Annotated in this window: 23 protein-coding genes; 9 read left to right on the top strand and 14 right to left on the bottom strand. The window is 61.2% G+C overall.

Translation table 11 applies throughout. The features are described 5' to 3' along the window. Positions 1-12: 12 nt before the first annotated feature. Genes NKH93_RS07010 through NKH93_RS06995 form a run of 4 tightly spaced genes read right to left on the bottom strand, consistent with a single transcriptional unit; the run spans position 13 to position 3,776 of the window. Positions 13-1,104, bottom strand: coding sequence for an ABC transporter ATP-binding protein (locus NKH93_RS07010; RefSeq protein WP_352921068.1), 1,092 nt, complete (start codon positions 1,102-1,104; stop codon positions 13-15). Positions 1,105-1,153: 49 nt separating this feature from the next. Beyond that, complete coding sequence (gene arfA / locus NKH93_RS07005) at positions 1,154-2,665, bottom strand: arabinosylfuranosidase ArfA (protein ID WP_352921066.1); 1,512 nt, start codon at positions 2,663-2,665, stop codon at positions 1,154-1,156. A gap of 18 nt (positions 2,666-2,683) precedes the next feature. Further along, positions 2,684-2,845 (bottom strand): hypothetical protein, encoded by a 162-nt coding sequence (locus NKH93_RS07000; RefSeq protein ID WP_352541706.1) that lies wholly within the window; start codon positions 2,843-2,845, stop codon positions 2,684-2,686. A 4-nt stretch (positions 2,846-2,849) separates the two neighbouring features. Continuing rightward, positions 2,850-3,776, bottom strand: coding sequence for an ArsR/SmtB family transcription factor (locus NKH93_RS06995; protein WP_352683182.1), 927 nt, complete (start codon positions 3,774-3,776; stop codon positions 2,850-2,852). 248 nt (positions 3,777-4,024) lie between these two features. Between NKH93_RS06995 and NKH93_RS06990 the strand changes: the two genes are divergently transcribed. From NKH93_RS06990 to NKH93_RS06975, 4 genes are read left to right on the top strand one after another with little or no spacing between them, the layout of a single operon-like run. Further along, a complete protein-coding gene (locus NKH93_RS06990; RefSeq protein WP_352851013.1) occupies positions 4,025-4,903 on the top strand; it encodes an ABC transporter permease in 879 nt (292 codons plus the stop codon). Continuing rightward, complete coding sequence (locus tag NKH93_RS06985) at positions 4,900-5,721, top strand: ABC transporter permease (protein WP_352821405.1); 822 nt, start codon at positions 4,900-4,902, stop codon at positions 5,719-5,721. Before NKH93_RS06990 ends, NKH93_RS06985 begins: the two co-directional genes overlap by 4 nt. Before the next feature lie 22 nt (positions 5,722-5,743). Next, positions 5,744-6,886 (top strand): extracellular solute-binding protein, encoded by a 1,143-nt coding sequence (locus NKH93_RS06980; RefSeq protein ID WP_352683178.1) that lies wholly within the window; start codon positions 5,744-5,746, stop codon positions 6,884-6,886. After that, on the top strand, positions 6,879-8,054 hold the full coding sequence (locus NKH93_RS06975) for an ABC transporter ATP-binding protein (protein WP_352683176.1): 1,176 nt from the start codon (positions 6,879-6,881) through the stop codon (positions 8,052-8,054). Before NKH93_RS06980 ends, NKH93_RS06975 begins: the two co-directional genes overlap by 8 nt. 19 nt (positions 8,055-8,073) lie before the next feature. Here NKH93_RS06975 and NKH93_RS06970 read toward each other — a convergent pair whose 3' ends face one another. The 10 genes from NKH93_RS06970 to NKH93_RS06925 form a co-directional block, all read right to left on the bottom strand. Then, entirely contained in the window at positions 8,074-9,051 is a 978-nt protein-coding gene (locus tag NKH93_RS06970) for a branched-chain amino acid ABC transporter permease (RefSeq protein WP_352683173.1), read from the bottom strand. A 1-nt stretch (position 9,052) separates the two neighbouring features. Beyond that, positions 9,053-9,940, bottom strand: a complete 888-nt coding sequence (locus NKH93_RS06965) for a branched-chain amino acid ABC transporter permease (protein ID WP_352921062.1) — start codon at positions 9,938-9,940, stop codon at positions 9,053-9,055. A 7-nt stretch (positions 9,941-9,947) separates the two neighbouring features. Beyond that, on the bottom strand, positions 9,948-10,658 hold the full coding sequence (locus NKH93_RS06960) for an ABC transporter ATP-binding protein (protein ID WP_352472486.1): 711 nt from the start codon (positions 10,656-10,658) through the stop codon (positions 9,948-9,950). Continuing rightward, positions 10,651-11,424 (bottom strand): ABC transporter ATP-binding protein, encoded by a 774-nt coding sequence (locus tag NKH93_RS06955; RefSeq protein WP_352472485.1) that lies wholly within the window; start codon positions 11,422-11,424, stop codon positions 10,651-10,653. The genes NKH93_RS06960 and NKH93_RS06955 overlap by 8 nt, the downstream gene beginning before the upstream one ends. An 11-nt stretch (positions 11,425-11,435) precedes the next feature. Continuing rightward, positions 11,436-12,644 carry an ABC transporter substrate-binding protein gene (locus NKH93_RS06950; protein WP_352921060.1) on the bottom strand — a complete coding sequence of 403 codons (1,209 nt, stop codon included), beginning with the start codon at positions 12,642-12,644 and terminating at the stop codon, positions 11,436-11,438. Between the two features lie 311 nt (positions 12,645-12,955). Beyond that, positions 12,956-13,948 (bottom strand): ABC transporter ATP-binding protein, encoded by a 993-nt coding sequence (locus NKH93_RS06945; protein ID WP_352472483.1) that lies wholly within the window; start codon positions 13,946-13,948, stop codon positions 12,956-12,958. Continuing rightward, positions 13,945-14,970, bottom strand: a complete 1,026-nt coding sequence (locus NKH93_RS06940; RefSeq protein ID WP_352472482.1) for an ABC transporter ATP-binding protein — start codon at positions 14,968-14,970, stop codon at positions 13,945-13,947. The genes NKH93_RS06945 and NKH93_RS06940 overlap by 4 nt, the downstream gene beginning before the upstream one ends. Continuing rightward, the gene (locus NKH93_RS06935; protein WP_352541714.1) at positions 14,960-15,934 is read right to left on the bottom strand and encodes an ABC transporter permease; all 975 of its coding nucleotides are present in this window, start codon (positions 15,932-15,934) and stop codon (positions 14,960-14,962) included. The genes NKH93_RS06940 and NKH93_RS06935 overlap by 11 nt, the downstream gene beginning before the upstream one ends. Beyond that, positions 15,934-16,962, bottom strand: coding sequence for an ABC transporter permease (locus NKH93_RS06930; RefSeq protein ID WP_352921058.1), 1,029 nt, complete (start codon positions 16,960-16,962; stop codon positions 15,934-15,936). The genes NKH93_RS06935 and NKH93_RS06930 overlap by 1 nt, the downstream gene beginning before the upstream one ends. A gap of 107 nt (positions 16,963-17,069) precedes the next feature. Next, positions 17,070-18,743 (bottom strand): ABC transporter substrate-binding protein, encoded by a 1,674-nt coding sequence (locus tag NKH93_RS06925; protein WP_352921056.1) that lies wholly within the window; start codon positions 18,741-18,743, stop codon positions 17,070-17,072. Between the two features lie 299 nt (positions 18,744-19,042). Between NKH93_RS06925 and NKH93_RS06920 the strand changes: the two genes are divergently transcribed. The 5 genes from NKH93_RS06920 to nadE all read left to right on the top strand — a co-directional run bounded on the left by NKH93_RS06920 (position 19,043) and on the right by nadE (position 25,548). Next, positions 19,043-19,768, top strand: coding sequence for a LuxR family transcriptional regulator (locus NKH93_RS06920; protein WP_245274646.1), 726 nt, complete (start codon positions 19,043-19,045; stop codon positions 19,766-19,768). Positions 19,769-19,941: 173 nt separating this feature from the next. Then, complete coding sequence (locus NKH93_RS06915; protein ID WP_352472479.1) at positions 19,942-20,841, top strand: proline iminopeptidase-family hydrolase; 900 nt, start codon at positions 19,942-19,944, stop codon at positions 20,839-20,841. Positions 20,842-21,327: 486 nt separating this feature from the next. Beyond that, positions 21,328-21,576: a hypothetical protein gene (locus NKH93_RS06910; RefSeq protein WP_352472478.1), complete on the top strand. Its 249-nt coding sequence runs from the start codon at positions 21,328-21,330 to the stop codon at positions 21,574-21,576. 253 nt (positions 21,577-21,829) lie between these two features. Then, positions 21,830-24,568, top strand: coding sequence for an AMP-binding protein (locus NKH93_RS06905; protein ID WP_502896435.1), 2,739 nt, complete (start codon positions 21,830-21,832; stop codon positions 24,566-24,568). Next, complete coding sequence (gene nadE, locus NKH93_RS06900) at positions 24,565-25,548, top strand: NAD(+) synthase (protein ID WP_352472523.1); 984 nt, start codon at positions 24,565-24,567, stop codon at positions 25,546-25,548. The genes NKH93_RS06905 and nadE overlap by 4 nt, the downstream gene beginning before the upstream one ends. Position 25,549: the final 1 nt, after the last annotated feature.

Raw genomic sequence — 25,549 nt, 5'->3', positions numbered from 1 at the left:
CGGTCAGCCATCTCAGGCCTCCCTCGCATGCCAGGCGCGGCCGGTCTCGTTGAACAGATGCGATTTCTGGCCGTCAAAGGCGAGCCCGATTCTGTCGCCGACGGCGACGCGGCTGTTGCCGGCATCCGAGCCGACGATCTGCTGGCCATCGCCCAGCCGCGCGTAGATCAGGGTGCGTTCGCCGAGCCGCTCGAGCACATCGACCACGCCGCCGGCATTGCCCTGTCCGGCGGCAACGATGCGCACGTCTTCAGAACGGATGCCGAAAGTGTACTTGCCATCGGTCAGTTGGCTGGAGGCGATCTTGGTCTGCACCGAGACGCCGTCCGCAAACCTGGCCGTGGCGTTCTCGCCGGATCTGTCAAGCGTCGCATCGACGAAGTTCATCGCCGGCGCGCCGACGAAACCCGCGACGAATTTGGTCGCCGGGCGTTCGTAGATCTCCATCGGGGTACCGATCTGGTCGATCTTGCGATTGTTCATGACGACGATGCGGTCGGCCAGCGTCATTGCCTCGACCTGGTCATGGGTGACGAAGATCATCGTCGATTGCAGCCGCTGGTGAAGCTGGGCAAGCTCGATGCGGGTGCGGGTGCGCAACGCCGCATCGAGATTGGAAAGCGGCTCGTCGAACAGAAAGGCCTTCGGCTCCTTGACGATCGCACGGCCGATGGCGACGCGCTGGCGCTGACCACCGGAGAGCTGGCCCGGCTTGCGATCGAGCAGATGCGGCATTTCGAGGATGCGGGCGGCTTCGTTGATGCGCGCCTCGATGACCTTGCCTGGAACGCCGATATTCGCAAGCCCGAAGGCCATGTTGTCGCGCACCGTCATGTGCGGATAAAGCGCATAGGACTGGAACACCATGGCAATGCCGCGCTTGCCCGGTGGCAGATGATCGATGCGCTCGTTGTTGATGGCAATCTCGCCGCTATCGACAGCTTCGAGCCCGGCAATCATTCGAAGAAGCGTCGATTTTCCGCAGCCGGACGGGCCCAGGAACACGATGAATTCGCGTGCCCTTATGGAGAGCGACAGATGATCCAGCACCGTCATGGCACCGAACTGCTTGCTCACGTTCCTGATCTCGATATCGGCCGTCACGTCGACGCTCCTCCTCAGCGTTTGCGCTTTCTCGATGATCCGCCTGAACTCAGAGCCTCAGGCGTATGACCTGGTAGGAATAGGGCGGCAGTGACAGGCTCAGCTTGCCGCTGGCGAGCGAGGCGCCCTCGCCCTTCCTGGGGCCGACATTGCCAGGGTTTTCGGCCGAATTGACGGCTTTCAGATCGGCGTGTGCCATCACCTGGTGATCGACGATCTCCGCCGCGCCGAAGCCGGTGAGGTCGACCACTGTTTCGATTGCCTCGCTCGAATGGCGGTTGACCGCGAAGAAGGTGACGTGGCCGGTTTGCCTGTCGTGCACGCCGGCAACATCGACATAAGCGACATCGCCCGCAACGCTGGATTTGTAGGTCGGGCTTTCCACCTTGAGATCCAGCGCATTGCCGCGACCATAGTTAGAAGCAAACAGATAGGGATAAAAAATCGTCTGCCGCCATGCCGGGCCATTCGGAACGGTCATGATCGGCGCGATGACATTGACCAGTTGTGCCAGGCAGGCGATCTTGACGACATCGGAACGGCGGATGAAGGTGTTGAGGATCAGGCCGACCTGCAGCACATCCTCGAAATTATAGATGTCTTCGAGCAACGGCGGGGCGAACGGCCAGCCGTTGCTGCCGCCGAGTATCTTCCTGTCCTGCTCCTTGGAATGGTACCAGACGTTCCATTCGTCGAACGAGATGTAGACCTGCTTGTTGGAGCGCTTCTTGGCCTTGATATACTCGATGACGCCGGCGACCGAGACAATGTAGTCGTCGAGCTTTTCGCTCATGGCGAGATAGTTCGGAGCGTCGTTGGCTTCGTTGTCGAAATACATGTGCAGCGAGATGTAGTCGACCTCGTTGTAGGTATGGTCGAGAACCGTCGCTTCCCATTCAGGGTAGGTCGGCATCTTGGCATTCGAAGAGCCGCAGACCACCAGCTCAAGTGAGTTGGAGAAGGCACGCATGGCCTTGGCCGTCTCATGCGCCAGCCGGCCATACTCGTCCGCGGTCTTGTGGCCGATCTGCCAGGGGCCATCCATTTCATTGCCGAGGCACCAGAGCTTGACGTCGAACGGCTCCTTGCGGCCGTTGGCGATGCGCTTGTCGCTCCATTTGCTGCCGCCGGGATGGTTGGCGTACTCCAGCAGGTTGCGGGCTTCATCGAGGCCGCGCGAGCCGAGATTGACGGCAAGCATCATCTCGGTGTTGGCGGAGGTGCACCAATCGGCAAATTCATGCAGGCCGACTTCGTTGCTTTCCGACGTGTGCCACGCGAGGTCGAGGCGCACTGGACGCTGTTCCTTGGGGCCAATGCCGTCTTCCCAATTGTAGGCCGAGACGAAATTGCCGCCGGGGTAGCGGACGATCGGAACATTGAGTTCCCTGACGAGATCGATGACGTCCTGACGCATGCCGTTGGCATCCGCTGTCGGATGGCCGGGCTCATAGATGCCAGTGTAAACTGCCCGCCCCAGATGCTCGATGAAGGATCCGTAGAGCCTCGGATCGATTTCCGAGACAACATAGTGCGGATGAGCCGTAACGGCTGCCTTCATGCATTCCTCCCATCGATATCACAAACGATGATTTAAATCATCTTGCCCGATATCAAAGAGGAATTGGCAGCCCTTCGTCAAGCCAAAATAGCCAAATGTAGGACAATTAGACGAACGCTTTGGAACAGCAGAAAGCCAGATAGTTGAAATTGCTGCGTTATCTTCAGAACCCGGTTTCATGATATCAACCAGTTTTGATCCTGAGCAGGATGTCCTGATCGTAATTTCCAAAGCCCTTGCCGAAAATATTGATCCCGCCGGGGCGCTTGGCGTCGTCCTTGACGCCGATACGGACGCGGATTGAATGATGGCTCTTCAGATCGAGTGCGGCGAGCCCGGTTTCGGACATCCTGAGGCCGTCGACATAGGTGCCGTCATTGGCAATTCGCCAGTTCTTCAGCTTACCGTATTGCGAGCCCTTGAGCTTCCACCAGGAGGGCGTGAAGACGCCGCGCTTGTCGCCGAAATCCCCCGGCGACGTCCAGGTGCCGACATCGACGCCATTGATCGTCAGCGTGATGTCCGAGGGCCAATCGGCGCTGGTGCCCGGCACTTCCGAAGACAGTTCTATCGCAACTTCGAGTCCGGTGATTTCGGCATTGGCGAGCTTGGCATTGTTGGGGAACTGGTATTCGACAAAACCGCGCGTGAACCATAGCAGACCGGCTTTCATGCGGTCCGGATCGAGGAAAGTGTTCGGCACATCGAGTAGACCGATGATGCCGTCCGGCGAACAAAGGCCGCAGGGCGCGGTAACCTCGAAGCCGGTATAAAGCCCGATCGGCATCGACACTTCGATCGCGTCGTTCTTGACCGCACGATATTCGCTCTTGAACACGACGAGCACTTCTTCCGCCGTCGGATAACAGATTTTCTGACTGCCTTTCTTCGCTTTCAGGTTCTCGGTGCGGATCAGCCCCGCATCCTCCAGCACCTGGATGTTGGTCGAGACGGTCGACTGCGGAAGCGACAGCACGGCGGCGATTTCGTTGACATTCATCGGCCCCTTCTCATGCAGCAGTTTCAGCATCGAGATCCGCGCCGAGGAGGCAAGCCCCTTGAGCACGGCAATGCCTTCCTCAGGTTCAATCACCAGAAAATTGCGACTCATGAAATTGCCCGGCCCATGTAAAATCCATATCCGAAATTACCCTGTATATCGGGATACCTGATTTAATCAATGTGCAGGCGGAACGCCGGGCAATTTGTTGAATCCGGCAGGGCGAGGGTCGCGCGGGGCCCTGCACAGAATTTGTGCAGGAGCCATATGCAGAGTGGACACCTGAACGCCGATCGCCCAATCTAGTCCGGAGCCGAGCCCGGTGATGGCGGCTTGCACATAAAGCGGTTGGACGGGTCGTGACCAAAGGGTGGAAATTATACGATCAGCGACTGGCCTGGGTCCTCGTCGCGCCTGTGCTTTTACTGCTTACCCTGCTTCTGCTGCTGCCGATCGCGATGATGACGGTCTACACGTTTTTCACCTTCGTCACCGCGGGGGTGGAGTCGGCGGTGCTGACCTTCGACAACTGGAAGGAATTCCTCACCGACAGCTACTATCACGGTTTTCTTTGGAAGACCGTTCGCGTCGGCGCCATCACCGCTGTGATCTGCGCGATCCTTGGCTATTTTCCCGCCTATTTCATCTGGGCCACGACCTTCAGGCACAAATGGCTGTTGTTGCTGCTGCTCATCGTGCCGTTCTGGATCAGCTTCACCATCCGGACATTCTCGTGGATCCATATTCTCGGCGAACAGGGGCTGATCAACGTCGTGCTCATCAGGCTGGGGATTATCAACGAGCCGTTGCCGATGCTCTACACCGAGGGCGCCGTCATCATGGGGCTGCTGCATTTTCTGCTGCCCTATATGATCCTGAACGTCTATGTCAGCCTGGAAAGCATCGACCGCACGCTGATCGCCGCCGCCCGCTCGATGGGCTGTACCAGCGCGCAGGCGTTTCGCGAAGTGACCCTGCCGCTATCGATGCCCGGGCTGGGCGCCGGGCTGCTGCTCTGCTTCGTGCTGGCGGCCGGCTCCTATGTGACGCCGCAGCTGCTCGGTGGCAGCCGCGATGCGCTGTTCGGCAACTTGATCTACGACACCATCATGGGGCAGCTCAATTGGCCGATGGGCGCCACGCTTTCCATCGTCCTGTTCGTCCTGCTCGGCGCGGCCGCGGCCGCCTATAGCCGCTATATGGGCCTATCGCAGATCATGAAGGGCCTCAGTGCATGAGAGCGGACCATCCCGATCGCGAAGGCAGATGGGTGTGGCGGCTGACCGGCGCGATCACGGTGTGCGTCTACGTCTTCATGTTTGCGCCGATCCTCGCCACGGTCGTGCTTTCCTTCAATGCCTCGATGTTCGGCGGCTTTCCCCTCACCGGCTTCAGCCTGCGATGGTACGAAAAGCTGCTCACCAACGAGCCGGTTCTCGACGCCTTCCGGACATCGATGTGGATTGCCCTGGTGACGGCAACGGTGACGACGCTGCTCGGCATCATGGCGGCATTGGCGCTGGTGCGCTTCGAGTTCCGTGGCAAGCAGGCGATCAACACGCTTGTCATTCTTCCCGCGCTGGTCCCCGAAACGATACTCGGCGTCGGCCTGCTGGTCATGATCAAAGCCGTCGACCAGCCGCGCAGCATGACGCTGCTGGTGCTCGGCCACATTATGCTCACGCTCCCCTACGTGGTGCTGATCGTCCAGGCGCGCATGGTCGGCATAAAACGTTCCTATGAGGAGGCGGCGCTTTCGCTCGGGGCGCCGCGCGTGTCGACATTCCGCGAAATCACGCTGCCGCTGCTCATTCCCGCAGTGCTTGCCAGTGTTCTGCTCGCTTTCACCATTTCGTTCGACAACACCTCGGCCAGCCTGTTCTGGCGGCCGGCCGGCGTCGAGACCATGCCGACGCAAATCCTTTCGATGCTGAAGATCTCGATCAGCCCTGAGGTGAACGCGCTCGGAACCGTCATGATCCTTTTGACGGTCGGCATTCCCTTGGCAGGCGGGCTCATCCTGCAAAGCCTCACCTGGTTCAAGGCAGGCAAGTGAAAATGAAAATGGGAGAATGGAAATGAAACTGACAACCACCAAACGACTGGAACGGCTCAACGAACGCTATGCCAATGGCGACATCAGCCGGCGATCATTCCTGACGCTGACGGCCGCCGCTGCTGCCGCCACCGGGCTTTCCATGCCCTGGATGGGACGGGCGCTGGCCGCGGTTTCGGAAGTGCGCTTCGACGGATGGGGCGGCGTGGTGCAGGAGGCGATCGATAAGTACGCGTTCCAGCCTTATACCGCCAAGTCCAAGGTCAAGGTCGTCCAGGGCACCTTTGGCGACGAGAACGAGATCATCACCAAGATCAAGACGTCGAAACCAGGCGACTTCCAGATCGTCCATTCTTCCGGCGTCAACTACTACATCAAATACGTCAATGGCGGTTTCAATTCGGAGATCAACGAGGCAAACATTCCGAACATGGCGAATGTCCTGACCGCCATGATCGAGCCGTTCCGCAAGATCACGCCGAAGCTGTCGGCAGTGCCATATGATTACGGCACCACCGGCATCGCCTACAACAACAAGGTCATCTCGCCGGAGGAAGCCAAGGAAAAGGGCGCCAACCTGCTTACCGACAAGAAATATGCCGGCAAGATCGGCGGCTACGCCGATATGACGACGCGCGTCTGGTATGCGGCGCTGCAGACGAAACAGGACCCCAACAACATCCAGGACATGGACGTCGTCTGGGCCAAGGTTCGCGAGACCCGCGATCTGGCCAAGAAATTCTGGAGTTCCGGCGCGGAACTGATGGACCTCCTGTCGCGCAACGAGATCGTCGTCACCGACGCCTGGTCAGGACGTGTCGCCGCCCTGCAGCAGCAGGGCCAGCCGATCGGCTATCTCGACCCTGCCGGCTCATACGCGTGGATGGAGGACATGCTGGTGCTCAAGGGTTCGCCGATGGCCGAATGCGAGGAACTGATCAACTTCATGCTGGATCCTGCCACCTCGATCGCCGTCGCCGAGGGCCAGAACTATCCGCCATCGCTTGACCCCACCAAGGTGAAGCTGACCGACAAGATCGCGGCGCTTCCGGCCTTCGACCCGACTGGATCGATGAAATCGCTGACCTTCGCCGATCCGCTCTACTGGGCGAAGAACGAAGACGCCTGGACCAAGCAATGGGACAGGGTGTCGAAAGGTGCATGACGACAACAGCCACGACCAGCAGCCCCGGCCGGCTTCGGCCGGGGCTGATGGCGACCCGCTCGCCCAGAGCGAGCGGCAGCCGATAGGAAAGCCTGCGGTCGAGTTTCGCGACATCGATATTTTCTACGGCAAGTTCGCCGCTGTGCGCGATTTTTCACTGGCAATCCGCAAAGGTAGTTTCGTCACCTTGCTGGGGCCGTCCGGGTGCGGCAAAACGACGATCCTGCGCTCGATCGCGGGCCTGGTCGACCTCTCCAGTGGCCAGATCTCGATCGGCGGAAAGCGGGTCGACGACATCCCGATCTATAAGCGCAACATTGGTCTGGTGTTCCAGAACTACGCGCTCTTTCCGCACAAGAACGTCTTCGACAACGTCGCATTCGGCCTGAAATACCGGAACGTGCCGAAACCGGAAATCGTGCGCCGGGTCAAGAAGGCGCTGGATATGGTGCGGCTGCCCGGCAGTGAGACAAAGCTGCCGTCGCAGCTCTCGGGCGGCCAGCAGCAACGCATCGCACTGGCCCGCGCCATCGTCTTCGAGCCGGAAGTGCTGCTGCTGGACGAGCCCTTGTCGGCGCTCGACGCCAATATGCGCGAGGACATGCGCGTCGAGATCAAGAAAATCCAGAGGGAGACGGGCATCACCGCTATCTTCGTGACGCACGACCAGGAAGAAGCCTTGTCGATGTCCGACCACATCGTCGTGATGAACGCCGGCCTGATCGAGCAGATCGGCTCCCCCGCGCAGGTCTATGACCAGCCGGCCACCGCATTCGTCGCCAATTTCCTGGGCAAGGCCAACATGCTGCCCGGCAGCGTGACAGTGATGGACGGCAAGATGGCGACGATCGCGCTGGCCACCGGCCATGTCGTAAAGGCGGCCGCGCCGAAGGCGCTCGCGACCGGCAGCGCGGTCACCGTCGTCGTTCGCCCGCAGAAGCTTACCGTCGGTACCGCCGGTGCTGCCAACAGGCTGGCGGGACGGATCGTCTCGACCTCCTATCTCGGCGGCAATGCGGTCTACGAGATCGACATCGGCGCCGGCACGCTGGTGCGCGCCAACACGTTGATCGACGGACAGCCGCTGCGCGAAGGCGAAACGGTCGATGTCTGCTTCGACCCGCTGGGTTGCGTACTTCTCGACGCGCAAGGTGTACGCATCGCCTAGCGAGGCGGCGCTGACCCGTTCAGTCTTTCGCGTCACCCTTTGGCCCGAGAAATCGCGCATAGATCTCACCGACAATACCGCGCCGGAAAACCAGCACGCAGACCATGAAGGTCAGGCCCGTGGCGATGGTCACTGGAAAATTCGAGGTGGCGAGCGTGTTCTCCAGGCCGACGACCAGACTGGCGCCGATGATCGGCCCGACCATGGTGCCGATGCCGCCGAGGAGCGTCATCAGGATCACCTCGCCGGACATCTGCCAGGTGACGTCGGTGAGTGTGGCAAACTGGAAAACGATCGCCTTGAGCGCGCCGGCCAGCCCGGCCAATGTTGCCGACATGACGAAAGCCGCCAGCTTGTAGTTGGCGACGGAATAGCCAAGCGAAATGGCCCGGCTCTCGTTTTCCCGGATGGAACGCAGGATCATGCCGAAAGGCGAGTTGATGATGCGCCAGATGGCGAACACGCCGATCAGGAAGACCGCCAGCACGAAATAATAGATGTTCATCGAGACGTTCAGGTCGAGCATTCCAAGCAGCCTGCCGCGCGGCACGCCCTGGATGCCGTCCTCACCTCCGGTGAACGGCGCCTGCACGCAGAAGAAGAAGAACATCTGCGACAGCGCCAGCGTGATCATGGCGAAATAGATGCCTTGCCGGCGGATGGCAAAGAAGCCCATCACAAGGCCGAGCAGCGCGGCACCCAGGACACCGAGCAGGATGCCCGCTTCCGGTGGCCAGCCCCAGACCTTGACCGCGTATGCGGTGAAATAGGCCGCCCCGCCGAAGAATGTCGCATGGCCGAAGGACAACAGCCCGGTGTAGCCGAGCAGAAGGTTGAACGCGCAGGCAAACAGCGCAAAGCACAGCATCTTCATCAGGAAGATCGGATAGACGAAGAAAGGCGCCACCAGCAGCGCCAGGATGCCGAGCCCGACCAGCGCCCATTCAAGCCGTGCCGAATTCTTGGCACGCGTCTCGCGAAGTGTCAGTTCGGCCATCTCAGGCATCCCTTCCGAACAGGCCGGCTGGCCGGACCAGAAGCACGATTGCCATGATGACGAAGACCACCAGATTGGAGGCTTCGGGATAGAAGACCTTGGTCAGGCCTTCGGCGAGGCCAAGCATGTAACCGGTGACGATCGCCCCGAGGATCGATCCCATGCCGCCGACCACGACGACGGCGAAGACGACGATGATGAGGTCAGATCCCATCAGCGGGCTCACCTGATAGATCGGCGCGGCGAGAACCCCTGCAAGTCCGGCAAGAGCGGCGCCGAGGCCGTAGGTGAGGGTCAGCAGCAACGGCACGTTGACGCCGAAAGCCTGCACCAGGCCGGGGTTCTCCGTCGCCGCGCGCAGATAGGAGCCCAGCCTGGTCTTCTCGATCAGCGCCCAGGTGCCGAAACAGACGATCATCGAGGCGACCACCACCCAGCCGCGATAATTGGGCAGGAACATGAAGCCGAGATTGGTTCCCCCGGAGAGCAGCGGCGGCACGGAATAAGGACTTCCCGATACGCCATAGTAGTAACGGAACACCCCTTCGAGCACGAGCGCGAGGCCAAAGGTGAAAAGCAGCCCGTAAAGCGGGTCGATGCCGTAAAGCCTCGACAGCGCCAGGCGCTCGACCACGACGCCGAAGCCGCCGACGATCAGCGGCGACAGGATCAGAGCCGGCCAGTAGCCGATGCCGAACCGGGTGAGAAGCAGGTACCCGACGAAGGCGCCGAGCATATAGAGCGCGCCGTGGGCAAAATTGATGACGCGCAACAGGCCGAATATGACAGCCAGGCCCAGGCTCAACATTGCGTAGAACGAGCCGTTGATGAGGCCGACCAGCAATTGGCCGAGGAATGCCTGAACGGGTATCCCGAAGATCATCGTCATGGCGCCATCATACACCCAGCACTTCATGCAGCAGCGTCATGCGATCCGGCAGTTCGCCGACCGGAAAGCCCGCCACGACCTTGCCGTGCTCCATCAGGTAGAAACGGTCGGTGACGCGGCTGGCAAAGCGGAAATTCTGCTCGACCAGCAGGATCGTCATGCCGCGCTTTTTCATCGTCGCCAGCAGATCGCCGATGCGCTGCACAATGACCGGAGCCAGGCCCTCGGTCGGCTCATCGAGAAGCAGCATTTTCACGCCGGTTCTGAGCATGCGCGCGATCGCCAGCATCTGCTGCTCGCCGCCCGACAGCCTGGTGCCCGGGCTGTTGCGGCGCTCCTTCAGATTGGGGAAAAGATCGAATATTTCCTGCACGCTCATGCCGCCCTCGGCGACGATCGGCGGCAGAACCAGATTCTCGTCCACGGTCAGCGTCGCAAAGATGCCGCGTTCCTCCGGCACCAGGCCGATGCCTTGATGCGCGGTCCGGTGCAATGGCAGGCGCATCAGATCCTTGCCGTCGAAAAAAATCTGGCCGGTCCGCTGGCGGATCAGCCCGATAATGGCGCGCAATGTCGTAGTCTTGCCGACGCCGTTGCGGCCCAGCAACGTCACAGTTTCACCTGGAAAGACCTCAAGATCGACGCCGTGCAGCGCATGGCTCTCGCCATACCAGGCGTTGAGGCCGCGGACTGCGAGAAGCGGCGCGGCGTCACTCATCGGCGGTGCCCATATAGGCGATCCTCACCCGCTCGTCGCGGCTGACCGTGGAGTAGTCGCCGGCGGCAAGGATTTCGCCGCGCTGCATGACGGTTATCCAGTCGCAAAGATCGGCTACAACAGTCAGATTGTGCTCGACCATCAGCACCGCACGCTCCCTGGCGACCGAGCGGATGATGTCGGAAACCGTGCGCACATCCTCGTGCCCCATGCCGGCCATCGGCTCGTCGAGCAGCAGCACTTTCGGGTCGAGCGCCAGCGTCGTGGCGATCTCGAGCACGCGTTTCCTGCCATAGGAGAGATCGGCGGCGGGCCTGTTCTTGGCATCGTCGAGGCCGACCGACCGCAAAAGCTCCTCGGCGCGCGGCGTCAATCGATCGAGCGCAGACAGCGAGCGCCAGAACTGAACGCTGAGCCCGCCCGGCCGCTGCAGCGCAACACGCACATTGTCGAGCACGCTGAGATGTGGAAACACCGCCGAGATCTGGAACGAGCGCACCAGGCCCATCCGCGCGACCTTGGCCGGCGAGGTGCGGGTGATGTCGTGGCCGAGCAGTTCGATCCTGCCGCTGGTCGGCGGCAGGAACTTGGTGAGCAGGTTGAAGACGGTGGTCTTGCCGGCGCCGTTGGGTCCGATCAGCGCGTGGATGTTGCCGTGGTAGAGGTCGAGATCGACATTCCTGACCGCAACAAAGCCGGCGAAGTCACGCCGCAGGCCGCGGGCGGAAAGCACCACCCGCGGCCGATCCGGTTCAGGCGGCGCCATCGGTCCGCCAATCACTCGCCTGCCATGGGACAGCCGCTCTCCTTGGGGCTCAGAAACGCCTCGTTACCGGGGATCGTAGCGAGCGGTTTGTAATAGTCCCACTCCTTGGTGCTCTCGCTCGGCGACTTGACCTGATAAAGATACATGTCATGAACCATGTTGCCGTCGGCCCGCACTTTGCCGTTTGCCGTAAAGACATCGTTCACCGGCATCGCATGCAATTCCTTTGCGACCGCCTCGGTTCCATCGGTGCCGGCTTTGTCGATCGCCTTCAAATACTGGGTCACCGCTGAATAGGTGGCGGCCTGGATCATATTCGGCATGCGGTTGGTGCGCTTGAAGAAGCGCTGGGCGAACTCGCGACTCTTGTCGTCGCGATCCCAGTAGAAACCTTCGGTCAGCACCACGCCTTGCGCCGCCTCGAGACCGAGCCCATGCACCTCGGCCAGCGTGAACAGAAGTGCTGCAAGCCGCTGACCACCCTGCACGATACCGAATTCGGCCGCTTGCTTGATCGAGTTGGAGGTGTCGAGGCCGGCATTCGCCAGGCCGATAACCTTGGCGCCCGACGATTGCGCCTGCAGCAGGAAGGATGAATAGTCGGTCGAGCCGAGCGGGTAACGCACCTCGCCAACCACCTTGCCGCCATGGCTCTCGACGAACTTTGCGGTCTGCTCCTTCAGCGAATAGCCGAATGCATAATCGACTGTGACGAAGAACCAGCTGTCGCCGCCTTGCTGGACGAGAGCGCCACCAGTCCCCACTGCCTGCGAATGCGTGTCGTAGGCCCAGTGGAAGCCATAGGGCGAGCACTGTTTACCGGTTAGCTCGGTGGTCGCGGCGCCGGTGACGATGTCAATTTTTTTCTTTTCCTTGGAAATTCCCTGGACGGCGAGCGCCACCGAGGAGGTGGTCAGTTCCATGATGGAATCGACCTGTTCGGTGTCATACCACTGCCGCGCAATGTTGGAGGCGATGTCCGGCTTGTTCTGGTGGTCGGCGCTGACGATCTCGATCGGCGAGCCTTGTACCTTGCCGCCGAAATCCTCGACCGCCATCTTGGCGGCCTCGACCGACCACTTGCCGCCGAAATCGGCATAGACGCCCGACTGGTCGTTGAGAATGCCGATCTTGATCTTGCCGTCGGAAATCTCGGCGGCTGCGGCAGGCATCGCGGTCGCTGCAAGAAGCGCGGCCGAGACCAGGTACGATATCTTCATTGGTGACTTCCTCCCTTATGGTCGACAACCGAGCAACATGTCGGCGGCAGCCTGCTGCAGCACGAAGAGTGGCCTCCCACATTCCGTCCTCGCCGGCGCAAAATCACGCAGCGCTGTACGGCCGCCGTCCTTCAAATCGTAGCATCGCTCGGCAACGCGAGAACAGTTACTTTAGTATTAGGCATCCGCGATGCCCGGCCGCCGAAGCGCAACATAGCGCCGGATCGTGCGGCGTCCAGATCGGCCTCTATTCTCGCCGAAGCAATGATTACGGCTGACGGTCCGGATATCGTTGAACGAGAATTCCCTCGTCAACCGCCGGCTGGATGATGGCAAGCAACCAGGCGGCCCTCGCCAATGCTTTGGAGAAGCGGGCGCTCGCTGCGGCAGATCGGGGTGGCAGCTGGGCAACGGGTGTGGAACCGGCACCCCGAGGGTGGGTTCATCGGGCTGGGCAGATCACCCTTGAGCACCAGCCGGCCGCGCCGCGCCCGGTCGATGCTGGGTATCGGCACGGCGGAACGCAGCGCCGCGGTGTAATGATGTCTGGGCGCCGCAAAGACCTCGTCGGTCGGCCCGCTCTCCACGATTGACCCCAGATACATCACCGCCACACGGCTCGAGATTTGACGCACCACGGAAAGATCGTGGGCGATGAACACATAGGTCAAGTTGAACTCCTCGCGCAGGTCGGCGAGCAGATTGACGATCTGCGCCTGGATCGACACGTCGAGCGCCGAGACCGGCTCGTCGGCCACGATCAGCCGTGGCCGCAGCGCCAGCGCGCGGGCGATGCCGATACGCTGGCGCTGGCCGCCGGAGAATTCGTGCGGGTAGCGCGATGCGTGCTGGGGCGACAAGTCGACCCGGCGCAGGAGCTCGGCCACGCGGTCCGCCATTTCCGATGCCGAGAGGCGTTCATGGATGCGGAACGGATCGGCCAGCAGATCGCCGACCCGCCGGCGCGGATTGAGCGAAGCGCTGGGATCCTGAAAGACCATCTGCATCTGCCGCCGCAACGGACGAAGCTGGCGCTGGGAGGCGTCGCTGATGTCGCGGCCCTCGAATTCCAGCGACCCCGAGCTGATTTCGGTCAGACGCACCAGACACCGGCCAAGCGTGGATTTGCCGCAACCGGACTCGCCGACGATGCCGAGGGTCTCCCCGGGCCAGATGTCTAGCGACACCGTATCAACCGCATGCACGGTCCGGCGCTGCGCCGGGAAGATCGAGCGGCCGACGCTATAGCGCTTCGACAGGTCGCCGGCACGAAGCAGCGGACGTTCGCGTGGCATGGCATTCATCGTTGCATCTCCACCACGCCGCCAGGCCTCTGGGCAGCGAATTGTCTGCGCGTAGGCTCCGGCAACAGGCACGCGGCGCGATGGCTCTCGCCTTGCATGATCGGCAGTTGAACCAGACAGGCGTCGTGGCGAAAGGCGCAGCGGGGGCTGAAGGCGCAGCCTTTCGGCAGGTTGGAGAGCGACGGCGGAATTCCCGGAATGGCAGCGAGCCGGGCTGGACGTGGTCCCTCCATCGGCGGGATCGAGCCGAACAAGCCCCATGTGTAGGGATGCAGCGGCGCCCGGAACACGCTGCTCTTGCCGCCCTCCTCGACAAAGCGTCCGCCATACATAACCAGTACCCGGTCCGCGACTTCGGCGACGACGCCAAGATCATGCGTGACCAGGATCACAGCGGAACCGAACTGGTCGCGCAATCGTCCGATCAGTTCGAGGATCTGCGCCTGCACGGTAACATCGAGGGCTGTAGTCGGTTCATCCGCGACGAGCAGCGCCGGGTTGCACGAGAGCGCCATGGCAATCACCGCGCGCTGGCGCATACCGCCGGAAAGCTGGTGCGGGTAGCTGTCGATGACCCGATCCGGATTTGCGATGCCGACGGCATCCAGCAATTGCACGGCCCTCGCCCGTGCCGCTTTCGCCGACACCTTTTCATGCGCGCGGACCTGCTCGCCGATCTGGTTGCCGATCGTATGCACCGGGGTGAGCGCAGACATCGGATCCTGGAAGATCATCGCGATTTGGCGGCCGCGGATGGCATCGAGCGCACGCCGCTTGAGCCCGATCAGCTCCTGTCCCATGAAACGGATGGAACCGGAGACGATAGCGTTGGGGCTGTCGATCAACCCCATAATGGCGAGCAAGGTCTGGCTTTTGCCCGAACCGGATTCGCCGACCACACCGACGATCTCGCGCTGCTCGACGGAGAACGAAACACCTCCCACCGCCCGCACCAGGCCTTCGTCGCTGCGGAAGGAGACAGTGAGGTCCTTGACCACCAGAAGGGGAGCATCAGCCGACATTGCGCGCCCTCGGGTCGATTATGACGAAGACGACGTCGACGACGAAGTTTGCCATCACCACGAAGAAGGCGGCGTAAATCACCGTGGCCAGGATCATCGGCAGATCGAGGGTCTGCAGCGCCTCATACGTCAGTTTTCCGACACCCTGCAATCCGAAGACCACTTCGGTCAACAGCGCGCCGCCGCCGACCAAGGCACCGAAATCGAGGCCGAACATGGTGACGAATGCGACCAAAGAGGTCCTGAGGCCATGATGCAGCAGCACCCGGCGTTCGCCGATCCCCTTGGCCCGGGCGGTGCGGATGAAATCCTCCTGCATCATTTCGATCAGGCTTGCCCGCAGCACCCGGCCGTAGAGGCCGACATAAAGGGTTGCCAGCGTGAACCACGGAATGACGAGCGCCTTGAACCAGCCCCAGGGATTCTCGGTCAGGGGGATGTAGCCGAGCGGAGGAACCCAGGAAAACAGCCAGTTGTCGTGCCAGCGGCTTTGCGTCAGCAGGTTGGCGACCTCGCCCAGCCAGAAGACCGGGATCGACACACCTACCAGGCTCAGGATCATCAGCGCGCGATCAATGAATGTACCGCGCGTTGCGCCTGCGATCACACCGACGATCAATCCGCCGAGCACCCACAGCACTGCCGCGCCGCCGACCAGCGACAGCGTCACGGGAATGGCGCTTATCACGGTCGGAATGACGCGCTGCCCGCGATTGACGAAGGAGGTGAGATCGCGGCTGACGAAAAGCCGGTTCATCATCAGCCCATATTGCACCGGCAATGGCCGGTCGAGACCGAAATCGTGGCGCACCTGGATCAGCGTCTCTTGCGAAGCATTGCGGCCAGCAATGCGCGCCGATGGATCAGCGCCAGGCGTCGCAAAGAAGATCAGGAAAGCGACGACGCTGATACCGAACATAACCAGCACCATCTGGCCAAGCCGGAAGCCGAGCGCGGCAACCACTAGACGCCCCTCGGCGAGGATTTCGGATCGAGCGCGTCGCGCACGCCGTCGCCCAGAATGTTTAGAGCCAGCACCGTGATCACAATGGCTAGCCCCGGCGCCAGTGCCACGACCGGCCGCGAATAGAGCAGGCCCTGGCCGTCCTGGATGATCGTGCCCCAGCTGGCATCCGGCGGCTGCACGCCGATCGACAGGAACGACAGCGAGGATTCCGTCATCATGTTGAGCGCCAGGATCAACGGCACGAAAACGATGATGCGGGTCACCACATTGGGCATGATGTCGCGCAAAAGGATGCGCCAGGGCGATGCGCCAAGGCCGATCGCAGCGGTGACGAATTCGGCATGCATTAAGGTCAGGACATGGCCGCGGATCGGCCGCGCCACATAGGGCACATAGACGATGCCGATGATGAAGACCGGTAGCCACAGGCTGCCGGAGCGGATTTCGAACGGACCGATCTGGATACTCTGCGCAATCAGCACGATCGACAATGAAATTGCCAACAGGAAAATCGGAAAAGCCCAGAGCACGTCGAGAATGCGCGACAGGCCGATGTCGACGATGCCGCCGAAGAAGCCGGAAACGACCCCAAGGAATGTCGCGAGGACAAGGCACAGCACGGCTGCAGCACCCGAGATCAACAGCGAATCCCGTCCGCCGTAAAGCAGCCGCGCCGCGACGTCACGGCCCTGGTTGTCGGCACCCAGCATATAGGGTCCGATGCGCGAGGTCGGCCCGACCGGCGTCATGCCGAGGCCAAGGCCTTCGGTGGAGGGCTGCAGCACCGGCTGGGTCACCCCATCGACGACGATCTCGCCATTGAGATTGGTCACAAATGGATCGGTGCCGGAGACGTATCGCGCATAAAGCGGCGCCGCGAGCGAGGCGATCACGATGACGACGAGCACGGCGAAGGCAGATATTGCCGAACGATCGCCTTTCAGCTTGCGCCAAGCGGTGCGCCACGGGCCATCGGTGGCCCGGCGAACCGGGATGGCAGGCTGATCCGCAATGACATTGACCATGAACAGGATTGCCTGGGAAAAATCGCGGCCTGGAAGATGCGCTGATCCGCCGGAAAAGGAAATGCGACGGAGAGCCAGCGGCACTCCGTTGCATTGGCTCCGGTCGGCTATTCCACCCAGGACTGGCTGACAATCCAGTAGAATTGCGGGCTGAAGGTGAAGTTCTTCAGCCTGGAAGAGATCATATCGACGCGCTTTGGCGTGAACAGGACAGCGACCGGAGCCTTGTCCGTCACAGCCTTGTCGATGGCGGTCCAGAGTGTCGCGCCCTTGGCCGGATCGGCGATGGTGGCTGCCTCTGCCTCATCCATCGATGCGTCGATCGACTTGTCGCAGAACCCCGAAATATTGACCGAGGCGTCGGAGCCCGGCGTAAACGAGGCACAGCTGAACAAGACCTGCAGGAAATTCGATGGCGCCGGGTAGTCCTGGAACCATTGCGAGATCGAAATCTGCACCTTGTTATTGGTGTTCTGGATGTAGGTGAACTGTATGTTCTGCGAGATCGGCTTGACCGACGTCTTGTAGCCAAGCTGGTTGAGCACATCCTGCAGGTAGACGCCGATCGCTTTGGAAACCGTGGTGTCCTCGGTGATGATCGTCACCTCCTGACCTGCGGTTCCCGATTCAGCGACCAATTGCTTGGCCTTGTCCATATCCGGTGCTGACCACTTCTCGCCTGGATTGGCGGTGAACGGGCAATAGGCCGCAAATGACGGGAAGCCCGGTGGCAGGATCTGGCAGGCCGGCTGCGCCAGATTGCTGCCGCCGAACAGCTTGACGATCGCGGCGCGGTCGATCGCGAAGTTCACTGCCTGGCGAACGCGGATGTCGTTGAACGGCGCCAGATTGGTGTTCATCGGCGCGTACCACATCGCTGTCAGCGGATGAACCGTGACCTGCTTGGCATATTTGGTGCCGAGTTCAGCGAGACGGTCGGACGGCGGCGGGTCGAACATCCAGTCCGCCTGGCCGTTCTCGACAGCGGTCACCGCCGCCTCGTCGGTTAGGCCGAATTCGTAGTCGATCTCGTCCGGATATCCGGCCGGCTGCGCTTCCTTGCTCCATTCCTTGAAATGAGGGTTGCGCACAATCTTCATCAGCTTGTTGGGATCGTAGCTGGCGATCATGTAGGGTCCGGTGCCCGGGATCGGATCGGTGCCGGCGTCCTTCGGCGGCGCGCTCGCCGGCAGGATCGACGCATGCGGAACAGCCAGCTTCTGCAGGAACTCGGCATCCGGCTGGACCAGATTGAAGGTAATGTTTCCGGCGGCGTCGTCGACTGACAGGCCACCTTCGAGGGTACACGTCGCAGGCGTCTTCAAGCACGCATCCGCGCCGACGATGCCTTTGTAGAAGGTCCCGGCCGTCGGCCCGCTGATCTTGAAGATGCGTTGGAACGAAGCCACCACGTCCTTCGTGGTGACATCCGAGCCATCCGCGAATTTGATGCCCTTGCGCAGCTTGAAGACGTAGGTCTTGCCGCCGTTCTCGACCTGCGGGAGGCTTTCCGCCAGGTCCGCGACGACTTCGAAACCGGTCTTGTCCCCGGCCTTCTTGTAGGTCACCAGGCCATCGTAGAGGACATAATTGATCTGGAAATACTGCAGCGTGTAGTTGATGTGCGGATCGGCGGTGCCTGCCGCGGCATTGGCCAGCAGTCGGAGTGTGCCGCCTGGCTTGCCCTCGGTGGCCAGGGCACTGTTTGCCGGCGACATCATGGACACGCCGAGCAGAGCCAGGCAGGGCATCAACGCTGCAAATGCTTTTTGGGGTCGCATATTTGTTCCCTCATGGAGGCGTCTCGGCTTTTGCCGCGCTGAGCCCGGTCGATCGACCATTGCGCGGCTGAAACAGTCTGGGTTTGCGAACGGTGTCCGCTACTTGGCCCAATCGCAAAAGACTACGGCGAGCGAAGCCGGACGGGATAGCTATTAAGATAGATAGGGTCGGACAGGCTTATCCCCGCCTATTTGTTGAGCAGCCGGCCGACATGGCTATTTGACAAGCAATCATCAGCGGGTAAGCTTGCCCGATGCAAAGCCTTCCAGGCGATCTAGAGAGCCGGTTCCAAACCGGAATGAGCATCGACGCTGCCATGGCGGTGGCAACGGAGGTGCTGGAGCCTATCGGTTTCACCGCATTCATCTACGACTATACGCCCGTGCCGGTCAGTCACAAGGGCGAGCTTATCACGCCCTCGTTGATGGCTCTGCGCAACGTGCCGCGCGACATGCAGGATCTCTGGTGCAAGGGCGGATATTATCAGCTTGACCCGGTGCAGGAGGCCGCGCTCACCGTATCGAGACCGTTTCTCTGGTCGCACAGCGGCGTTCAGAGCACCGTCATGCAGCGCGTGCTCCAGTCCAAGCACGATCCTGTGGTCAGCTATTTGCTTGACACCAGGATGACCTGCGGCGTCACCGTACCCATTCGCCTTGCCGGCGGCGATCTCGCCACCTTCACTGCGATCCGTGCCGATCCGGAGGCCGGGTTCGAGCTCGAAGCCAGACCCTTGATCGCCGAGATCGGAGATCTGGGTCATCTGCTGCATGACTCCGCCTACGCCGGTTTCGACGCCGGAATCCGCACCTGCCAACATGTCCATCTGACGTCGCGCGAACGTCAGTGCCTGCGCCTGGCCGCTGCCGGACTGACGGCCAAGCAGGTTGCGCGTGAGATTGGCCGCGCGGTGCCTACCGCAACGCTGCACCTCAACGCGGCGACGCGAAAGCTTGGCGCGCGCAACCGCTTCCATGCCATCGCGCTCGCCGCCCATTACCGGCTGCTCGAACCGGAGCATTGAGGCTCGCGACCTGCGGGCGATCGGCCTTGCCTCGGGCGAACCCATAACCGGCGAACCTATAAATAGTGCTAGCTGTAAATGCGCTGGGCCGCTTAGTACCGTCGGCCGCAAACAAGGCTTGGGAGGGGTGCACCAAAGTGGCTCCTGCCGCGCCATGATGCGGAGCTTGGACTGTGACGGCACATGCGATCACCGAAGGATTTAGCGACTACAAGGGCTATCGCACCTGGTACCGTGTGACCGGGGACATCGGGTCGGGCAAGGTGCCCCTGGTCGTCGCTCATGGTGGACCGGGCTGCACCCACGACTATGTGGACTCATTCAAGGAGCTTGCCGGAACCGGGCGAGCCGTCATCCACTACGATCAGATCGGCAACGGCAAATCGACCCATCTGCCGGACAAGGGCGGCGACTTCTGGACCGTCGATTTCTTCCTGGGCGAACTCGATGCGTTGCTCGCCCATCTCAGCATTGCCGGCCATTATGCCCTGCTCGGCCAGTCCTGGGGCGGCATACTCTCGGCCGAGCACGCCGTGCGCCGCCCTGAGGGGCTGAAGGCATTGATCCTGGCCAATTCGCTGGCCTCGATGGCGCTGTGGGTGGAAGGAGCCCGGCAATTGCGCGCCGAGTTGCCAGCCGATGTGCAAAGTGCGCTCGACCGGCACGAAGCGGCGGGAACCACCGATCAGCCCGAATATGTTGCGGCGACGAAGGCTTTCTACGACCGTCATGTCTGTCGCGTCGTTCCGATGCCGCCAGAGGTCGCCCGGACATTTGCGGCAATCGAGGAAGATCCGACCGTCTATCACACCATGAACGGTCCGAATGAGTTCCACGTCATCGGCACGATGCGGAACTGGACCATCGTTGACCGCCTGCATCGGATCGAGGCGCCGACCCTGGTTTTCCGCGGCTTCTACGACGAAGCGACCGAGGCCTGCGTCCAGCCCTTTCTGGATCTTATCCCGTGCGTTGAAGGCCTGGTCTTCCCGAATTCCAGCCACATGCCGCATGTGGAGGAAAAGCACGACTGCCTCAGCGCCGTCGGGCGCTTCCTGGCCAAATACGATTGACGTTCCAGCACCAGGCCATCTGTTCCAACGGATCGTCGACACGACGCAGTCGTCGTGAGGCAGGTTCAGAAAACCTCGAACCGTCCCATTTCTCCGCCGACGCACATTGCTATGCCTCGGTGATGGCGACGCCACGCTATGTGGATGTCTCGCAAAGGCCTGCAGGGTCGTCCGATGAGGCCAAATCACGGGCAGAATGCCAGATCACGGACAGCATAAAGGAGCCCATTCGAGCGCCTTTTCCATTGCCCGCGGAGGCGAAGGCCTAACGTTGCGGCGCAGATTGGCATGTCGCCGGCATGGCCGCAATCAGCCTGCCATCCCCTGAACTGGCATCCCGTCGCTGAAAAACCTGACGGATACGGAGGACCAAGTTGCCGGTGGGTACGGAAAGTATCGGACCCAAAGTTTCGCCAAGCAGTTGCAACCGAATTCATTAGCCGGCGTTAAAGTGCGGGTGATCTAGCGGGGCATGGGGAGGCTTTCATGCAGACGTATCTCGTCGAGCGTATGGACGGCGACGATGTTATCTCGGTGCGCGTTGTCAACGCGCCGAGTCCGTTCAGAGCCGCAGCTATGATGACGGGCGGGCGTATTACCTTCCGAACGTGGGAAAAGGATTGGATCCGCGTGACCGACGAAAATCGGGGACAGATCTATGCCTATTGTTTCGTCCCCGGCAGCTATTCCGACACCGAAACATCGGCGGTATCGTCCGGAAGAACCACCGAATAGGCAATATGCCTGAATAGCGGCAATTCCATCTTCGACCCCACCTTGGTCTTCGAGCCCGCCTTGGCATGTGTCCGTGTCATGCGCACCACAACAGCCAGCGAGCCCGGCATGATTGGCTCTGCCGGCGGCTTGCGAAACAGGCGAAGTGACTAACCAAGCGTCATTGAGCGAAGATCGGGGCATCATCAGAATGATCGATGAAAAGATTGGGGCGGGGGGCGATAAGTGACCCTAATCTTAGCGTAGGCAACTCATGTCTTCGGCATATTTGGGATCAGAAGTCGCGGATCAGGATCTAGCGGTGGATTGTCAGACAACGACCTCGGATAATTGGTCAAGTGTCCCACAATACGCACTGGATCAGGGTGGTCCCGTACTGCGCCCATTTCAAAGATTGGGCGTCGATTTTACCAACATTGCGGCCTTCGATCACCTGAGAAATGTCGTCCGCCAGTACCCCGACAAGCTTGCAATCAGCGACGGCGCCAATCGTCTGACCTATTCCCAGCTCCTCCGGTCAGTCGAGACGCTGTCCCACCAGATCGCGGCGGCCGTCCCAGACGGACAGGCGATAGGGATTCTTCAGGCCAACTCGGCCTGGTATCCCATTGCCATGCTGGCAAGCATGACGGCTGGGCGGCCTTCGGTGCCACTCAACGCGCGAGATCCTAGCTCGCGTATCCTTGAAATCGTGGCCGGGGCGCGGCTCTCGGCTGTCCTGGGCGAGGGCAATGTCCGACCCGATGGTTTGCCTCACCTGGTCAATTGGATCGATGTGTCGACCAGTGCGGCCTCGCAGGCTGGGCAAGTGCCTCGTTCTTATTCCGTCTCGGTCGATGCGCCCGCCATCGTGCTTTATACGTCAGGGAGTACGGGCCGGCCCAAAGGCATCGTTAACAGCCAGCGCAGCTTGCTGTGCCGGGTCCAGCAATATGTCGATGCGTGCCACATCAACTCGGATGACGTTTTCCTGCCATTGACCGGACCGGCCACAATCGCCGGGTGCCGGGAGATTCTTGCTGCTCTTCTCACCGGCGCCACCTTGCATCTGGTCGAAGTCGAAGCGGTCGGCTTGCGCGCCGTTCAACGCCTGGTGCGATCCGAAGACGTGACAATCACCTATCTGGTGCCGGCACTGCTTCGCGCGCTTATGGCAGACGGACCTGCAGAAGCGTTCCATTCACTCAGAGTCGCCCGGATCGGTGGCGAGAAGGTGCCCTGGACCGACATCGCCCTGCTGCGCAAGGCCGTCTCCGATACGTGCCTTATCCAGATCGGTTATTCGTCAACCGAGACCACCGGCTCGCAATGGTTCCTGCCGCGAGACTGGCCAGAGCATGGAGATTCGGTTCCAGTTGGCTGGCTGCTGCCTGGAATCGCCTTCGCAATTGTCGACGAAGCGGGCCGCCGCGTTCAACCGGGCCGCAGCGGAGAGCTTCTGACCAGGAGCCCGTATGTCCTGCTTGGCCATTGGGAGGAGGGGGCGGTTGTGCCGGCAACATCAGACCCGCACGATCCAGGCCTTCGGATTTTCGCGACAGGTGACCTCGTTCGACTTGATGATCAAGGCCTACTGCACATCGTCGGTCGCAAGGGGCGCCAGGTAAAAATCAACGGTCGACGCGTCGAGCCAGCCGAACTCGAACGGGTGCTGCGTTGTGCACCCTCTGTCGCGGATGCCGTGGCAATCGTCACGGCCGCGAATGAGCTTGTCGCCTTTGCTATTCCTCGGCGCTCGGCCGAAGCGACCTTTTCGGACGAGCTTCGCCAGCTTGTCAGGACCAATCTGCCGCCGCCGCTGCGTCCCTTGCGGTTGCACACGATCGCCGAGATTCCGCGTCTGCCGAGCGGCAAAGTCGACATCACGACACTTGCAGAGATGGATCTTTCAGCCAGAGAGACAGCGGCGACCGCGCGTCCGCTCGAGCCGCAAGGCAAGCTGACCGCGCAGCAGGTCGTCCAGCGGGCATGGACCAGCATTCTCAATACGCGCGTAGCGGCAGGACGCTGGGATGACGCCGGAGGAGATTCGCTAAAGCTGCTGCACTGCGTCATGGAAATCGAAAGCGCCATCGGGCAGGAACTCGGCCTTGAGGCCTTCACCGTCGGGATGAGCCTGGAGCAAATGATCAAGGCGGTCGTGTCCGCCCAGGCAGGCGATCAAAGCGCGCGCGCCCAGAAGCACGACCCTCCCATTCTTTTTCTGTTCCCCGGGTCCGTCGGCTATGGCCCGAGCCTTGCTGCCTTTGCAGCAGCGATGGGCAAGGTGACCCGTGTTGCCCCGATCAGGTATCCGGCCCTGGCTATGATACTGCGCGGACAAGACAGCCTCGCCGATATGGCCGACGCCGCCGTCGACCAGATCCGCCGCGCCCAACCCTCGGGCCATGTACGACTTCTCGGCCATTCGCTCGGCGGCGCTGTTGCCTTCGAAGTTGCGGCGCGGCTGCTGGCAGCGGGGCGAACCGTAAAGTTCCTCGGCATCCTCGACACCAGCCTCGTCGGGGAGCGAAGCGCCCGCTGGGAGACGTTTACGCGCACAGTCAATCGAATCCGAACCAACCGCGTGTCCGCTTACCGGATGGCTTGCCGCGCCCTCGCGAAAGTTGCCGTGGCAATGAAGCGCGAGGCACAACTGGTCCAGTTTCTCGACCGCTTCGCTCAAGGACAGTTCAACGCGACGAGCTTTAGAACCAAACTAGAACTGCAAGAGGTTTTGCGCGCGCAAGCCTTCTTCCAGTGGGTGGCCGAGCCAAAGCCGGCTCTGCCGATCACAGGCACCCTGTTCCGCTGTGCTCGACCCGGAATGCCTCTGGCAATCGGCTGGGATAACGTCTTCGCCCATCTGGACGTGATTCCGATCGTCGGCAGCCACATCGATCTGGTTGTAGAGCCTCACCTTACCACCAATCGTCCCCTTATCGAGAAAGCGGTGGCGAAAACCTATTCGCCAATCGAGTCTCGCAAACTGGAGTACAAGCCATCGACCTGATCTCATCATTCGGCAAAGACGCCCTGGTGCTCGACGCTGGCGCGGAAGTCGATCGCATCGTCCAGATCTTGCGCCAGCAGGTCCTTGGCACGCTGCGACGTCGAGGCGTGGTTGTCGGCCTCTCAGGCGGCATCGACAGCTCCGTCGTTGCGGCGTTGTGTGTTCGCGCCTTTGGGAAAGGCAAGGTCCTCGGGATATTCATGCCGGAGCGCCATTCCTCCGGCGACTCACTGAGGCTCGGCCGCATTGTCGCCGCACACCTTGGTATCGAAACGATCCTGGAGGATATAACGCCGGCCCTGGAAGCGACCGGCGCCTATAGACGGCAGACCGAAGCAATCCAGACCGTCGTTCCCGAATATGGGGACGGCTGGAAATGCAAGCTGGTGCTCGCCTCGGTTCTCGAGAGCAACGGTCTCAACATCACGCGCCTCACGGTTCAGGACCCCGAGGGCAGGACCGACACAGTGCGCCTGCCGTCGGCAGCCTATCTGCAGATCGTCGCTGCAACCAACTACAAGCAGCGCCTGCGCAAGATGACCGAATACTACCATGCCGACCGCCTCAACTACGCGGTAGCGGGCACGCCGAACCGCCTGGAGTACGACCAGGGCTTCTTCGTCAAGCAGGGCGACGGAATTGCCGACCTGATGCCAATCGTCCACCTCTACAAGACCCAGGTCTACCAATTGGCCGAATATCTTGGGGTGGACGAAGAGGTCCGGCGCAGACCGCCCACCACGGACACCTTCTCGATGGCGCAGAGTCAGGAGGAGTTCTACTTCGCGCTTCCTTATTATCTGATGGATCTGTGCCTCTACGGCTTGAACCATGGGATCGCCGACGAAGACGTCGCTGAGGCAACCAGCCTCACGGTGATGCAGGTCCAGAAGGTTTTCAAGGATATCGACAGCAAGCGGCGCGCCGCACGTTATCTTCACGCGCGGCCGTTGGTGTCCTCTTCAATGGGCGAGGGCTAGG

It is taken from the genome of Mesorhizobium sp. M0954, assembly GCF_040319155.1.
GTDB lineage: Bacteria > Pseudomonadota > Alphaproteobacteria > Rhizobiales > Rhizobiaceae > Mesorhizobium.
Note: the sequence above shows the minus strand (reverse complement) of the source record. Positions and strands in the feature narration are given on the sequence as shown.

What these genes read in the sequence shown, in the direction of transcription:
- NKH93_RS06965 (WP_352921062.1), bottom strand. Translation starts at nt 9,940, where the DNA reads ATGACGATGATCTTCGGGATACCCGTTCAGGCATTCCTCGGCCAATTG.
- NKH93_RS07000 (WP_352541706.1), bottom strand. Translation starts at nt 2,845, where the DNA reads ATGAAACCGGGTTCTGAAGATAACGCAGCAATTTCAACTATCTGGCTT.
- arfA (WP_352921066.1), bottom strand. Translation starts at nt 2,665, where the DNA reads ATGAAGGCAGCCGTTACGGCTCATCCGCACTATGTTGTCTCGGAAATC.
- NKH93_RS06925 (WP_352921056.1), bottom strand. Translation starts at nt 18,743, where the DNA reads ATGCGACCCCAAAAAGCATTTGCAGCGTTGATGCCCTGCCTGGCTCTG.
- NKH93_RS06960 (WP_352472486.1), bottom strand. Translation starts at nt 10,658, where the DNA reads ATGAGTGACGCCGCGCCGCTTCTCGCAGTCCGCGGCCTCAACGCCTGG.
- NKH93_RS06970 (WP_352683173.1), bottom strand. Translation starts at nt 9,051, where the DNA reads ATGGCCGAACTGACACTTCGCGAGACGCGTGCCAAGAATTCGGCACGG.
- NKH93_RS06980 (WP_352683178.1), top strand. Translation starts at nt 5,744, where the DNA reads ATGAAACTGACAACCACCAAACGACTGGAACGGCTCAACGAACGCTAT.
- NKH93_RS06985 (WP_352821405.1), top strand. Translation starts at nt 4,900, where the DNA reads ATGAGAGCGGACCATCCCGATCGCGAAGGCAGATGGGTGTGGCGGCTG.
- NKH93_RS06945 (WP_352472483.1), bottom strand. Translation starts at nt 13,948, where the DNA reads ATGAATGCCATGCCACGCGAACGTCCGCTGCTTCGTGCCGGCGACCTG.
- NKH93_RS06955 (WP_352472485.1), bottom strand. Translation starts at nt 11,424, where the DNA reads ATGGCGCCGCCTGAACCGGATCGGCCGCGGGTGGTGCTTTCCGCCCGC.
- NKH93_RS06930 (WP_352921058.1), bottom strand. Translation starts at nt 16,962, where the DNA reads ATGGTCAATGTCATTGCGGATCAGCCTGCCATCCCGGTTCGCCGGGCC.
- NKH93_RS06910 (WP_352472478.1), top strand. Translation starts at nt 21,328, where the DNA reads ATGCAGACGTATCTCGTCGAGCGTATGGACGGCGACGATGTTATCTCG.
- NKH93_RS06940 (WP_352472482.1), bottom strand. Translation starts at nt 14,970, where the DNA reads ATGTCGGCTGATGCTCCCCTTCTGGTGGTCAAGGACCTCACTGTCTCC.
- NKH93_RS06950 (WP_352921060.1), bottom strand. Translation starts at nt 12,644, where the DNA reads ATGAAGATATCGTACCTGGTCTCGGCCGCGCTTCTTGCAGCGACCGCG.
- NKH93_RS06920 (WP_245274646.1), top strand. Translation starts at nt 19,043, where the DNA reads ATGAGCATCGACGCTGCCATGGCGGTGGCAACGGAGGTGCTGGAGCCT.
- NKH93_RS06905 (WP_502896435.1), top strand. Translation starts at nt 21,830, where the DNA reads ATGTCTTCGGCATATTTGGGATCAGAAGTCGCGGATCAGGATCTAGCG.
- NKH93_RS06995 (WP_352683182.1), bottom strand. Translation starts at nt 3,776, where the DNA reads ATGAGTCGCAATTTTCTGGTGATTGAACCTGAGGAAGGCATTGCCGTG.